The organism is Chitinophaga pinensis (genome assembly GCF_007896845.1).
Taxonomy (GTDB): Bacteria; Bacteroidota; Bacteroidia; order Chitinophagales; family Chitinophagaceae; genus Chitinophaga; species Chitinophaga pinensis_C.
On sequence record NZ_VOHS01000009.1, the window covers coordinates 83,403 to 95,787 of the forward strand.

Below are 12,385 nucleotides of genomic sequence, written 5' to 3' on the forward strand. Positions count from 1 at the left end.
ACACCATGATCAGACTGAATTTCCCAAAAGCCATCCTGCTTTTCCTTAGTATGAGCGCCGCTACCGCCGGCTTTGCGCAAGGTAAATACAAACAGGATACCGACAAGATGGAGAAAATGTATAAACTGCTGGAAGTAAAACCTACCGCAGAAAAACTGTACAGCTACAAAGAATGTTTTGTAATGAGCGGAGATACTATTAAGAGTGTCAAAGATGCCGAAGTGGATGCTTATATGGCTTATATCAAATCTATCGACGTTTTCTCAGAAGATTATCTGAACGCTGAGAAGAAATGGTTTAATGGCATCCGTAAGGATATTACTAAAAGTGGCTTCAGCCTCGAGAAGATCGAAGATAAATACTACGGTGAAAATCCTGACGCTGTAAAAGAAGAACTGAAGTTACGCAAGAACGTTGCAGGCTACTATTTCGCCCGTTATTTCGGTGGTATCAAGAGAGGTGGGCACTGTGTGTTTAAATCAACCTTTACCAAAGCAGGTTATGATATGAAGATCGCAGCTACGCATATTGGTGAAGACTGGTATATCGACTGGATCAGACAAGGTAAAGATCGTAATTAGCAGTATAAAAGCAGAAGGTGTATCAAAACGATACACCTTCATTTTTGTGCTTGTGGGCGGTTTATCAATAAGTAGTTCAATGTTTAAATATTCCCTGCTTTCAGCTCTTTTACTGCGAAATCACAGGCTCTTGCTGTCAGGGCCATGTAGGTCAGCGAGGGGTTCTGACACGCGGAGGAAGTCATACAACTACCGTCTGTTATAAAGACATTCTTTACGTCATGCAGCTGATTGTTACCGTTGAGCACAGACGTCTTCGGATCATGCCCCATACGCGCAGTTCCCATTTCGTGTACACATTCTCCTCCGACATAGTTATAGTCAAACCCTGAAATATTGGAGAAGCCACTTGCTTCCAGCATTTCCATGGCACTTGTCTGCATATCTTTCCGCATCGCTTTTTCATTATCGCGGATACTAAATGCGATCTTCGCCTGTGGCAGTCCCCATTTGTCTTTCAGTGTTGCGTCCAGCGTCACTCTGTTGTCTGCATAGGGAAGTGTTTCTCCCCATGCGCCCAGCCAGAATGCCCATTTCCCCGGATGGGTTAACTTTTCCTTGAATGACTTTCCGAAGCCATCTTCAGTAAGACCTGTATACATCCAGCCTTCACGTTCTCCATATCCCTGATAACCGAAACCGCGTACGTAATCGCTTTTGGAGGATGTTGCATCCAGATTACGAAAGCGGGGTATATAGATGCCTGTAGGCCTTCTTCCTTCATAATAGCGATCATCCATTCCGTGGTAATCGCCCATCGCGCCCACCTTGAAATGATGATCCATCAGGTGTCTGCCTACGAGGTCATTGTTATTGCCCAGTCCCTGCGGAAACTCCGCTGAGGCAGATTGCAGCAGTATAGCTGCTGATCCGATGGTAGAAGCATTCAGGAAGATGATCTTCGCATAGAAATCAATCACTTCCTTCGTGTCTGCATCGATCACTCTCACCCCGCTGGCCCTTCCTTTTTCTTTATCGTACAGTATTTCTGCAACGATAGAAAAGGGTCGGAGTGTCATATTTCCTGTGGCAGCAGCTGCCGGCAGGGTAGACGCATTACTGCTGAAATACCCCCCGAAAGGACATCCCCGGCTACACAGATTACGATATTGACAAGGCGTGCGTCCATTCCAGCCTCTGGTAAGATTGGCGACGCGTCCTATTGTCACACAGCGGCCGTCAAAACGTTGCTTTACCTGCTCCCGGAAATGCTTCTCAAGTATATTCATTTCCATGGGAGGGAGGAAGTCTCCGTCCGGCAACTGCGAAAGCCCTTCGGCTTGTCCGCTGATACCGGCAAACTGCTCCACGTAACTATACCACGGCGCCAGATCCTTATAACGGATCGGCCAGTCAACGCCGTGACCATCTTTTCCATTTGCCTCAAAATCAAGGTCACTCAACCGGTAACTCTGACGGCCCCACGTAAGGGAACGTCCGCCTACCTGATAACCTCTGATCCAGTGGAAGGGCTTTTCCTGCACATAAGGATGGTCCTTATCACGCACAAAGAAATGCCTGCTTCCCTCGTCATACTCCGCGCTCTGGATAGGATCCTCTTCGCGGTTTTTTTCTGTGTTCATGCCACCATGAGCAAATTCCCATGGCATTTTCAAGGTAGTCGGGTAGTCTTTTACATGCTCTACGTTCCGACCTCTTTCAAGTACAAGGGTCTTTAACCCTTGCTGGCATAATTCTTTAGCCGCCCAGCCACCGCTGATGCCTGATCCTATGACAATGGCATCATACGTGCGCAGCTGTGCGCTTTTCGTATTCAGATTCATGACCGTGGTGTTTACATGTCCCGTTTTCGTTGCAATTGGTCACCCCCGTGACTAAGCATAACATAGACCTTAATGCGGTATAGCTTTTCTGGTATCTCTTAGTTTCGTAGGGATAATGACAATTTGAAACCTTTTATTATTCTGTGGCCCAGGCTCTCTGGCCGGGTTTAAGTAATACTGATCCTGTGTAATGTCCAGGTACATAATCATAGGCAAGGCCATGTGTGGCGCCTTCCATCGAGGTACAATAACCTATGACTGTGTACTTTTTCATGATAACGAAGAAGGAATCTCCCAATACTTTGTGGGAGATCTTTCCTGCAATGCCTTTGTAAGGCCTGTCCCTTTTTTCAAAATGAGCGGCTACTGCCTCTTGTTGTTCCGCTGTACAACGTGCAAATGCCTTTTTGTAATGCGTCCTCGCATAGGTATCGACTTCTTCCAGTCCTTCGATAAATCTGTTCTGTTCTTTTTTAGGTGTACAGTCTGTAACCATCCTGATAATAAAGGGCGTAATGCCTGCGGCTTTTGCTCCCGGCGTATCGGTTGCCGGGATGATCGTTTCCGCCAGTTCAGTGATCAGTTCGCGGTAAGCATCCAGTTGTAGTTTGTCCAGCGCGGGAGTGCTGTAGAGACTACGGAATCTGAGACCTGCCCATGTGGCCGCGCCGGCTCCGGAGAGTAGCAGCAGGCTACCGATGGCTTTTCTTCTGTTCATTTTTTTCGCTTGAATTGCAGCATCCATTCGTAGATGCTCATGTTGTCAATACTATCCCTGTAAGCAGGGTCATAGAACTCATGCCAGCCTGTATGCCCTTTATCGTGTTTTGTAAGCTTTACGAGCCCTTTCTGATAGTGGTTGGTACTATCTATACAGCGGATGCTGTTTTCGAGAAATTGAGGCTCCGCAGTGCCGGCAAAATACCATGCATGTACGCCTGCATCAGTGACGAGTTTGAACTTACCGTAATTTTCCGGATACATCGGTGCCGGAGACATAGGTACAGTGGCTGCGATACGGGATGTCAGGTGTTTGGTATCTGTCATGGACATCAGTGTACACCATCCGCCTGCGCTGTACCCTGTCAGGTAAATACGGGAGGAATCGATGGGATACTTCTTCAGTACATCATTCAGAATAAATTCCAGCTGTGGCGGATTGATCCCCCAGCTTTCAGCGAGTGGTGCCAGTACCACAAATTTGTACAGCTTACCATCTGCCTTATTGACCGCCTGAATTTTGCGGCCTTCCTTAATCTGACGGGGAATACCTTCCCGGAAGAGTTTGGAAATGTCGTGACCTGCGATACTTCTGCCATGAAAGCAGATAATCAGTGGATACTTTTCCTTTGCGCTTCCCTGCGGAACGTGCAGTAAAGCCGGCACTTTGTGCCATTCATCGGTCGGGACGGTGATCTCCCTGAAATCGCCCAGGGGACCGGGAGCGCCTGCCATTGTCAGGACAATCAACAGGGCCAGGATTAATACTCGTTTCATCATTTAGTGTTTTGTACTCAGTGTGCTTGCCTTTACCGGTGTGTTGCCGGCAGTGAACTTATCTTTAAGTTGAATAAATCGTTGTTCGATCAGGTGAAAGCTGAGTAGCGCAAAAGCATAGACGATAGGAATATCCACGAGGAATAACCAGTATTTGTTGCTTTCGCTGACAGGGATCCATCTTTCTACCAGCTGCGTTTGTATGACCCAATGCAAAATGTACATACCGTAAGAGACCTTCCCGATAGCAACCAGGATGTTGTTCTCTAATATCCTTTTTATAAAATTGCCTGCAAAGCTGCTATAGCTGGATACCAGCAGCAGGATCAGAGAGGCTGCACAGAGATTCAGCACTGTATAATACCATACGTGCTGATAGCTGTTGATATCACCAAAATTGTAACCCATGGAAGTAGGCAGGGAATGACCGTGACCTTCAGTAAAGTAATTGACCAATCCGGCAGACAGGGCAAGGGCACAACCCAGTACAAACAGCCATTCCGGACGTTTAATACGGTCTTTCAGACTTAGCAGCGGGATTGCCATTCCTGTAAAGAAGGCATCCAGATGACTAAAGGGAAACCAGTATATGACGTCGAAAATCTCAAAAGTGGTCTTCCCGCTTTGCGCCAGATAATTACCAAATGACCAGCGGAAAACGGGGCCTGCAATCAGCACCGCCACCAACAGGGCACGTAATGAAGACCGGGACAACAGGAAGATGACAAATGGGAAGAACAGGTAAAACTGCTCTTCTACGCATAGCGACCAGAAATGCGTGTATACAGGGCTTTCATGCCAGCTGTTTGTGATTCTGGTCAGGTTGAAGGTATAGGAATATAAGTAGGGCAGGTCGTGGAAATATCCGGGAGGAAAAGCCGTAAAGAGACAGATGATCACAAATACCGTCAGGTAGATGTAATACAGCGGGAAAATGCGCAGGCTTCTCCTGATCCAGAATTTTTTAAGGCGTTGGGGTAATGGGGCCGGTCTTTCTTTGTCCTTCAGTAAGATACTGCTGATCAGAAATCCCGACAGCACAAAGAAAAGTTGTACGCCCATCCAGCCAAAACGGATAATACCGAAATGGAAAGCCATTACCAGTAAGATGGCGATGGCGCGGATGCCGTCCAGACTTTTAATATAATTTGGCTGTGTTTGCATTATTGCTGAATGGGATAATAGGTGACTGTTACGTTTGGTGGCAGCAACGGTTTATAGGCTGCCAGTTTGTTGTATAACGAAGTGGCCTCCGCAGGATCTACCGCATAAAAGAAGACTTCGTCTCCGCCACAGATCACATTATTTGTGATCTTCCAGGAGGCGACTTTCTTCCATTGCTCCAGCAGTTTGCTGTCAAACCATGTATCGTATACTACCGCTATCTTCACTTTTTCCTTTTCGCTGAATCGTTGTAAGAACTCCGGAGAATACTGTCCATGCAGTTTTCCGGCAGCTACTTCATTATTTCCCAGACCCCAGAGGTCCAGTATTTTATTATTGGACAGATAACTTACCGCACCCACATCATTCGCCGCAATGGCTGTATGCTCATAACTGCTATGCAGGAAAGTGCCCATCTGAAATTGCTGTTCATAGATGTTGCCTGCGGCTGCCGGCAGATTATGAAAGGCGCCCAGTGCTCTGAATGGCAATGGGGCACACAGGAATAATAAGAGGAAAGCACCAACCGCTTTCTCAAGCAAAGAGTATGTCCTTGCGGCATGCCTGAGCTGCAATACGAAGTAATAAAGCAATATGGCCACAACCGTAAGGTCCATTGCTACGAGATAAGCTTCATAGCGGAACAGCCAGCCGACTGCTGCCAGTGCCATATGGAGGAAAGTGTTCACCAGCGGAATACATGCCAGTTGCTTCACTTTGCCGATCGTATTGACATTGTCTGCATTCGGACGGAGTACCAGTATCAGTGCAGGAATGATCAGTAATAACCTTACTACAGTTGTACCGGAAAGAGACGAAGACCCTTCCGGATAATAACGGTTGGTAAAAATGTTTACCATCGTATTATTACCATAGAGCAGTTTATAGATCAGGATCTCCTGTATACTGTTCATCAGCGATGAGCCGCCCCCTGCCAGTTTACTGGCTTTCAGCAGTACTGAGTTGGGCAGGAAATAACCGCCATGCTGTACAGAGATATAACCGAAGATGATCAGTGGCACCAGAGACAGCACAAGCACAACGCCTGTCTGTTGCCAGCGTCTGTTGTAAATGCCCGCAACTACCACACCTGCCAGCAGGAACAGTGATTCGAAACGGGCCAGAATAGCCAGTCCGGATACCAATGAAAGCAGTAATACCTGTGTGCGGGTAGTATTGTCTGGTTGCAGAAAAGGAACAGACAGATATAACATCCACATCGCCAGAAAAGCATGCAGCATGTGTTCCATACCACTGGCTACCATTACCGGTACAGGTACCAGTATCACGAGAGCCAGCAGCGTAATACATCTTACCGGCGCACTAAGACTAAAGCGCTGTAATAAGCGATCTGTCATATATACCAGCAGGAATGCGAAACATACGTTGATGTAAAATGGCATCCAGATGCTGTTGATACCGACTTTAAAACAGGTAGCCAGTATCAGGGTATACAAAGGGGAGGAGCTGGCTGCGCTGAACTCCTGCGCATTGATACCCCATACGCCATGCAATGCAAAATTCTTTGCGATCGCCATGTGAATGAAAGTATCGTCCAGCGGGTAACAGAAATGGCCACCCGTATGCGCCAGTACCTGACGACAGGCAATCGCCAGCACTACTGTAAGGAACAGTAGTGTGGCAATAACCGGGTAGTGTTTTTGAAAATAATATCTCATTATCAGGAATTACGCTTATTTATTCATGGTGCGTGCCTGTGACTGTAACACAGCTTCTTCAAAGCTAACGCCGATCAATCTTTCCAGCTCATTTTTAGCCTGTCTGATATCTCTTTCCAGCATTACTTTTCTTACCATTTCTTCATTGTAACTTCTGTAAGCGATGTTCAGTGTTTCTACTGTTACATCTTTATCTCCGCTGGAGAATTTTTCTTCCGTTTGTTTGTAGTGGTTGTAAACGTCTTCCAGCAGAGGAACTTCCAGTTCCATCATTTTTTTGTTGGCAGCGTACAGTTCGTATGCGTTCAATACATCTGCTTTTATTTTCAGCTGTTCTTCCTCCTTCATAGCGATAATCACTTTCTTTTCTGCTTTAGCGATCTTCACATCATTCGGGATGGTGATCAGATTGCCGATAGGCACAGTCAGTGAGAAGTTGTACCTCGGAAAGAAGGTAGCGTTGTTGCTGTTGTTCTTCAGTGTGTACTCGTTAAGGTTACCAGATGCCTGTAACATATTGGCCCATCCGGCTTTTGCCTTGTTAGTCTCGTACTTATTCACTTTCAGTTTTGCATCGTGTACTTTCAGAGCGGGGTTCTGCATGGCAAGCTCCACCAATACGACTTTCAGTTGTGCTACTTCGGGGGAATCGATCAGAGGGATGTAAAGGCTTGTTTCTCTTCTCTGTGCATTTGCGAACAGACAACCGAGCAAGCCAATAATAACGAAAAGTCCCTTTTTCATACTTTGTTATTTAGATTTTGAAAGATTATACTTTACTTTAATTGATATGCCTAGAATGGCATTGAGAAATATTGAGGATTCAACGAGGCCCGCCGCTTCCTGCGCATATTGTGCGACAAGGATAGCATACAGTACCGCAGCGATGCCTATTAATAAAAGCTTATTGAGTTCATGTTCTTCCCTGAAGTAATTCTTCACGGCATAGTGGACGCCCATATAAGTATAGAGACACACAATGATCAATCCTATCCAGCCCAGTTCGAGTACTGCACGCAGATAACCACTGTCCGGCTGTAAGCCGGCAAGACGATGTCCGGGATTATAGGTGACACCATCATTACCTACCGTCATTACACCACCACCAATAGGGTGACTGTACATATAGGGTTGTATACCATGTCTGTTCACATCACGCAGGTTCAACGATTCATCCTGACTACCCATAAAAGCCGTACGGAAACGGATAATGGTCGGGTTGCTGTAGAATGGTCCGAACAGCAGCGCCAGCATACCGAATGTGAAGATGGCTGCTGCGATCAGGGTATTCCTGTTGTGCAGGTTTACGAGGAAGAAAAGGAGTAGTCCGACAGGCAGCATTACATAGGCTGTACGAGTACCGGAATATCCCAGTGCCAGCAGATGTACAATGATCATAAAGATCAGTATCAGCTTCTTAGGCATACCAATAACAGCTTGTTTGGCGGTCAGCAGTACAATACAGATAATAGTGCTGCAGGCCATTAACACACCGAATGCCGCAGGGTCAGCCATAAAGGAAAATATCCTTGCGCGCCCCTGTATCATCACTGTTTTGAACTTGTCTGGGTTCATCGCAATGTATGCCCTTTCAAAAGGTAATAAACCTACTGCCTGTTGCAGACAACCATATAATGCGGCTGCTGTTGTCAGCGCCAGCCAGAACTTGAAGAACTTATAGATATCATTCCAGCCACTTAATACTTTCAGGGTGATGAACAGGAAAATAAAGTTGCGGATATATACTCTTATAAAGATGAACCAGCCCTGAAAAGAAAACATATTCGGGTTAAAGACCTGTATCAGCATATAAGCTGTATACAGATACAATATCAATAAGAGCGGATCCTTAAAGTACTCTATGTTTGATTTCTCTTTATTTTTTTTGTCAAATATCGCCCCTGCTAATACCAGCAAGAGAAAGAGGTCCATCACTACACCCACCGGCATAGTAGTTTTGGCCATTCTCTCCGGCACATGTATGATAAAGGAAATGACGATATAGAAATAATAACCGAGACGGAAATTGATCGCACTCACAACTGCAAGGCCCAGACCAATGATGGCGCCAAACAGTGCAATGCTGAACTTTGCGTCCATGGAAGAGATATAGGCAATAGCCGGTATGGCAATCACCCATAACAGGATGAACAGGTATATTACGGTATTTCTCTTAGCCTGCTGACTGTACATAATAATTGAATACTTTAAAAAAACATGATCTTCAGGAATAGCATTACCATCGTGAGTGCTACAAAAAGCAGGAGCATTGTCTCATGAAAGGCGCTGCTGATACCCGGTTTATATTTCTTTTTTACAGCCATATATTAAGGCGTTTTCGGTGTTGCCACCGTCTGCGGATTATAGGGAGGCGCTGTAAAGGGGCCTGTGAACAGGAAGCCCAGTCTGAGCCGCATACATAATCTGTAAACGATGATGGAAAAAAGATTGCGATAAAGATCAATAGTAACAAGATAATCACTATGTGCTGTCTCAACGTGGTGGCGATCATAAAGTATCTGATCACCGAAACGATCGGCACGTGCAGCAGATAGATATATAATGAGTAATGTCCGAATGTCTTCAGAATAGGCATTGCTTTATACTTAGCCAGCTGAAAAGACAGCATGATGGTAAAAAGGCTGCCTACCAGTGCTATTCCTGTATACAGGAACAGGTTCATTTGCTGATTATGCAGGAAATAATACTGGCACACTGCGAAAACAGGGAGCAATACAAGCAATCCGTATGCCGAAGACAGTTTATCCTGTGTCTTTTCAGAGAAAAAATAACTTGCTGTAAGGTTACCAATACAGAAAAAGATGTAGTGTAAGGCAATATCGTACAGTGTACTGATACTGTTTACAAGGGGGGCAATGGCCAGCAACGCCAGGGATATAAGTACCTGGGCAAATTTATCGTAGCGGAAAAGTTTTGCTACCAGCAGATACAGTAAGGTTACATTGAATAATGCGAATAAATACCATAACTGGTCAAGATGGCGGGGTTGTATCAAAATATTCAGGTAATCGGCACCTGTACGGTGGGCGTTAACAACTGACGAGAAAAGTATTTGCAGGGAGATCTGGATGAATGCCCACAGCAGATAGGGATACAACAATGTATTGACACGGGTGATAAAGAAGCCGGTTTCTCCTTTCCGGGCTATGCTTCTTTCGAAGAACAGCCCGGAGAGAAAGAAAAACAGTGGCATACGGAAGCTGTAGAACATGTTATTGCCATCAATGAGCCATTGAGGTACAATAACACCGCTACCCTTCAGTCCGAAGATGACATGCCTGTATACGACCAGGATGATCGCTATGCCCTTGGCATAGTCAATCCACCCCAGCCGGTTGGCCTCGGGAGGTTTAAAGTTGAATAGTTCCTTAAGGGTGAAGCTTTGCATTTTTGGGTAAACTTTTGGTTATAATTCGAGGTATTCTTCCTGTACGTTATTCAGTACGGCTCCCACGAATTTATCACCAAGTGTCTCAAAGAACTGTGTGGATTCACGATCGATCTGCGTAAGGGACAACTTGGACGAAAACACAGCAATTACGCCATCTACATATTGCGCCAGCTCTTTACTGTCGGTATAGTCGTTAAGAGGGGCGCCTTCCAGCAGAATGAAGTCATAATGATGTGTGAGGAAGGGGAGGTAGTTTAACAGGTTATTTTTCGGCAATATTTCTGAGGGAGTATAGTCTCCTCCTTTACAGCCGATCACTTCAATACCAGATACTGCATAGGTTGTTACGATTTCCTTCACCTTGTCTATACTCAATTCAGTTGGCGGTACAGAGAATGACTCCAGTGTTGGGGCAGCTTCCATTTGTACAGTGATATCATTGTTACAGAAGTTAGTATCGATAACCAGCACATTCTTGTTGCTCAGACTTAAGCTGTAGGCAAGGGCCTGTGTCAGCGTAGTCTTACCCTGACGGGATTCTGTACTGGTGATAAGGAATGACTTCTTACCACTGCTTTCTACTTCATAGCGCAGTTTACGCAGCAGTTCACGGAAAGTGTTCTGACGTTGTTTGGTTGTTTTATCAGGCAATGTAGTGCGTTGCAATACTTCCAGAATGCTGTATTTATTAAGGTCAGCATGGTTTACACTGCTGATCAGACGAAGATCCAGATGTTTCTCAAATACGGAAGGTGACTTCAGTGAGCCGTCGAGGAATTCCAGCAGCAATACGATAAAGGAGGTCAGCAGGAAAACAGAGATCCCTGCCATACCCATAATGATCACGCGTTTGGAAGATTCCGGTTTGAATGCAGGCTGACCTTTCAGTACCTGTTTGAAGTTCAGGTCAGGTGTGGTCTGGTTGTCCTGTGCAGCATTCAGTTTCTCCTTCAGTTTATTATATTCCTCCTGCGCCATGTCAACTTCTGATTGTAAGCTGCTCACGGTTGCTTCCTTATTGGCATAGGAACCTACAGAACCTCTCAGTTTATAGATCTGGCTCTGAAGATTTTTCATATTCAGTCTTGACGCGTTCTGCTGTGCTTCCAGATTGGCTTTTTCCTGCTGCAGGGCGTCTTTGGTTGTTGCGCTCTGTGTACCGGAGGTAGCGGCGCCCAGTTTCTTCTGTAATTGTGAGCGCAGACCAGCCAGTTTAGTTCTCATGGCATCATCATTACCCCCTTTCTGGGTAAGATCGTCATTCAGATCATTGATCTGTTTGCGGAGTTCGATGATCTCGCTGTTAGTATTTGTATAAACGGTTTTACCAGAGTTGGCGGCAGCCAGACGGTTATTTACACTTTCGAGGGAAGAGGTGATGGTGTTATAATTAGCCTGTTCGTCAGACAGTCCTTTTTCAAACTGTTTGATCAGGTCCAGTTCATTACCGCTGGCTGTTTCTACGTTAAGCAGTCCTTCTGAGGCTTTATATGCACGCAGTGCTTCCACTTTTTTATCCAGTTCAGCTTTCTTTTGTACAGCCAGCTGATCGAAAGATTCAACGCTTTCTACAGATCTTTCTGAGCGCATGCTTCTGTAATAACGGATAAACTCGCGGTATACGGTATTAACAGTATAAGCAGCCTGCTCAGGATTTTCTGCAGTATAAACAATCTCCAGATAGTCGGTACGTTGTACACGACCTGCATTCAGGTGTTTGCGGATGGCCTCGTAGTCATATCCGTAGAGTTTCAGGTATCCGAGGATATCGCGCTCTACGGGGTTATAAGAGGAGAGTACCTGCAGTGAGTCCAGCTTGTTACGCAGGATAGTCACAGCAACCTGTTTATCTACTTTCTTGTAGGCTTCCGATTTCAGATCGTTCTCCTCAAGTTGTACGTATGGTTTGGTAGTAGTCAGATCATGGAGTAACAGATTATATGACAGCATACCGATCACCACCGGTGAGTTGATGGTTTCGATGGCGTTGTCAAATTTTACATCTGCTTCAAATATGTTCACATTCTCGTCACGGAGTTTCACCTGATCATTAATGGTAAATCCGGTGGCTATCTGGGTTACTGAGGCATACATACGGGGTTTGCCGAGGGTAAAAACAAACGCGGCAACAATGGCGATGATGGTACTTACGATGATCCACCATTTCTTTTTCAGCAGGGCTTTAACGAAATATATTATATCCATATTAATTGTAATTATTTAACATCTGTAGCGTGCAAAAAAATCCGGGTTACCCGGATTTTTTTG

The 12,385-nt window shown here is 45.5% G+C and carries 10 protein-coding genes; 1 reads left to right on the top strand and 9 read right to left on the bottom strand.

Annotation, left to right across the window (positions count from 1 at the left end; genetic code table 11):
• The first annotated feature begins 5 nt into the window (after nucleotides 1–5).
• Nucleotides 6–581, top strand: a complete 576-nt coding sequence (locus tag FEF09_RS11670) for a hypothetical protein (RefSeq protein WP_146305276.1) — start codon at nucleotides 6–8, stop codon at nucleotides 579–581.
• An 83-nt stretch (nucleotides 582–664) separates the two neighbouring features.
• Here the strand turns inward: FEF09_RS11670 and FEF09_RS11675 are convergent, their stop codons facing one another.
• The 9 genes from FEF09_RS11675 to FEF09_RS11715 form a co-directional block, all read right to left on the bottom strand.
• Nucleotides 665–2,365, bottom strand: a complete 1,701-nt coding sequence (locus FEF09_RS11675; RefSeq protein WP_146305277.1) for a GMC oxidoreductase — start codon at nucleotides 2,363–2,365, stop codon at nucleotides 665–667.
• Nucleotides 2,366–2,501: 136 nt separating this feature from the next.
• Complete coding sequence (locus tag FEF09_RS11680; protein ID WP_186774304.1) at nucleotides 2,502–3,083, bottom strand: gluconate 2-dehydrogenase subunit 3 family protein; 582 nt, start codon at nucleotides 3,081–3,083, stop codon at nucleotides 2,502–2,504.
• Nucleotides 3,080–3,862: a hypothetical protein gene (locus tag FEF09_RS11685; RefSeq protein ID WP_146305279.1), complete on the bottom strand. Its 783-nt coding sequence runs from the start codon at nucleotides 3,860–3,862 to the stop codon at nucleotides 3,080–3,082. The genes FEF09_RS11680 and FEF09_RS11685 overlap by 4 nt, the downstream gene beginning before the upstream one ends.
• A 3-nt stretch (nucleotides 3,863–3,865) precedes the next feature.
• On the bottom strand, nucleotides 3,866–5,026 hold the full coding sequence (locus FEF09_RS11690) for an acyltransferase family protein (protein WP_146305280.1): 1,161 nt from the start codon (nucleotides 5,024–5,026) through the stop codon (nucleotides 3,866–3,868).
• Nucleotides 5,026–6,705: a hypothetical protein gene (locus tag FEF09_RS11695; RefSeq protein ID WP_146305281.1), complete on the bottom strand. Its 1,680-nt coding sequence runs from the start codon at nucleotides 6,703–6,705 to the stop codon at nucleotides 5,026–5,028. The genes FEF09_RS11690 and FEF09_RS11695 overlap by 1 nt, the downstream gene beginning before the upstream one ends.
• 15 nt (nucleotides 6,706–6,720) lie before the next feature.
• Entirely contained in the window at nucleotides 6,721–7,449 is a 729-nt protein-coding gene (locus tag FEF09_RS11700; RefSeq protein ID WP_146305282.1) for a TolC family protein, read from the bottom strand.
• 6 nt (nucleotides 7,450–7,455) lie between these two features.
• Nucleotides 7,456–8,898, bottom strand: a complete 1,443-nt coding sequence (locus FEF09_RS11705; RefSeq protein ID WP_146305283.1) for an O-antigen ligase family protein — start codon at nucleotides 8,896–8,898, stop codon at nucleotides 7,456–7,458.
• Nucleotides 8,899–9,019: 121 nt separating this feature from the next.
• Nucleotides 9,020–10,114, bottom strand: coding sequence for an acyltransferase family protein (locus tag FEF09_RS11710; RefSeq protein WP_146305284.1), 1,095 nt, complete (start codon nucleotides 10,112–10,114; stop codon nucleotides 9,020–9,022).
• 18 nt (nucleotides 10,115–10,132) lie between these two features.
• Nucleotides 10,133–12,322, bottom strand: a complete 2,190-nt coding sequence (locus FEF09_RS11715) for an exopolysaccharide transport family protein (protein WP_146305285.1) — start codon at nucleotides 12,320–12,322, stop codon at nucleotides 10,133–10,135.
• Nucleotides 12,323–12,385: the final 63 nt, after the last annotated feature.

Excerpts from the sequence above, each read along its gene's own strand:
- FEF09_RS11695 (WP_146305281.1), bottom strand. The coding sequence starts at position 6,705 with ATGAGATATTATTTTCAAAAACACTACCCGGTTATTGCCACACTACTG.
- FEF09_RS11705 (WP_146305283.1), bottom strand. The coding sequence starts at position 8,898 with ATGTACAGTCAGCAGGCTAAGAGAAATACCGTAATATACCTGTTCATC.
- FEF09_RS11675 (WP_146305277.1), bottom strand. The coding sequence starts at position 2,365 with ATGAATCTGAATACGAAAAGCGCACAGCTGCGCACGTATGATGCCATT.
- FEF09_RS11710 (WP_146305284.1), bottom strand. The coding sequence starts at position 10,114 with ATGCAAAGCTTCACCCTTAAGGAACTATTCAACTTTAAACCTCCCGAG.
- FEF09_RS11685 (WP_146305279.1), bottom strand. The coding sequence starts at position 3,862 with ATGAAACGAGTATTAATCCTGGCCCTGTTGATTGTCCTGACAATGGCA.
- FEF09_RS11690 (WP_146305280.1), bottom strand. The coding sequence starts at position 5,026 with ATGCAAACACAGCCAAATTATATTAAAAGTCTGGACGGCATCCGCGCC.
- FEF09_RS11670 (WP_146305276.1), top strand. The coding sequence starts at position 6 with ATGATCAGACTGAATTTCCCAAAAGCCATCCTGCTTTTCCTTAGTATG.
- FEF09_RS11700 (WP_146305282.1), bottom strand. The coding sequence starts at position 7,449 with ATGAAAAAGGGACTTTTCGTTATTATTGGCTTGCTCGGTTGTCTGTTC.
- FEF09_RS11715 (WP_146305285.1), bottom strand. The coding sequence starts at position 12,322 with ATGGATATAATATATTTCGTTAAAGCCCTGCTGAAAAAGAAATGGTGG.
- FEF09_RS11680 (WP_186774304.1), bottom strand. The coding sequence starts at position 3,083 with ATGAACAGAAGAAAAGCCATCGGTAGCCTGCTGCTACTCTCCGGAGCC.